The following is an 887-nucleotide window of genomic DNA, read 5'->3' on the forward strand; positions in this document are numbered from 1 at the left end:
CCATCATACGATTTTCAATCGACAAACCGCCAATATTAAGCGGCTGCAACAATGGATGATCGCTGGCAGATTGTACGACCGATTCAGCGTGGGCTGGATTATTTATAGACATAAAAAACGGCTTGATTTGCATAGAAAACAAGCCGTTATTCTAAGGGTTCTTGGTTTTAATGCAAGCCATTCAGGTGAATAACTTGCAACAATAAACATTCAGTTTCAACAATGAAACCAACTATTTATCAAACATGCTACTTATCAAACACACTGCCCTGCTCTAGCGTAATATCGTCATCATGTTCCTGCATACGCCAAGGTAAGCTATTAGGCGACTCTTCTAAAAAGTATAGATATTTTTCAAACTGATCGATGATATCGTTAATCACCGACTCTGATTGATAACCGTACAAGTCATAAACCTGACCACCGCGGCGCAAATGGACCTTGGCACGGTAATAGTGATCTTGCGATATCTCACTGCTGACCCTGTCCTTATAGTAATCAGGTATGTCTTGGTGCGTCAACCGCACTTCATACCAAAACTCCACATCATCGCCATACTGTAGTTCTAATACTGCCCGGTTATTGGTGTCATCGTAATTGACTTCAGGATTCCAACCCGTTTCCTTAAACTTCTCCGCCACCTCCTTCATCGATGTCATGACCGTCCCTTTAATATAGCCCAAAACATCCTCGCGGCTTGGCTGCTCAGTGATGTAATCAATCCGATTGCGCCATGACTCAAGCTTAAGCAGATGCGGTGGCAAACGGTTTTCATTTGCTAAGCTTTCATCACGGTGACCTTCAATACGCAGCGCCCGCCACATACCAAACATTGCAATCAAGATAATCATCGTAAACGGTAAAGCACTGACGATGGCTGCCGTTTG

The 887-nt window shown here is 43.5% G+C and carries 1 pseudogene; it reads right to left on the reverse strand.

Features of this window, described 5'->3' with window-relative positions:
* Nucleotides 1-248: 248 nt before the first annotated feature.
* Nucleotides 249-887 (reverse strand): annotated as a pseudogene (locus tag ACS8FD_RS18225) (choline transporter); the annotation flags it as partial.

It is taken from the genome of Psychrobacter sp. 1U2, from assembly GCF_051847575.1.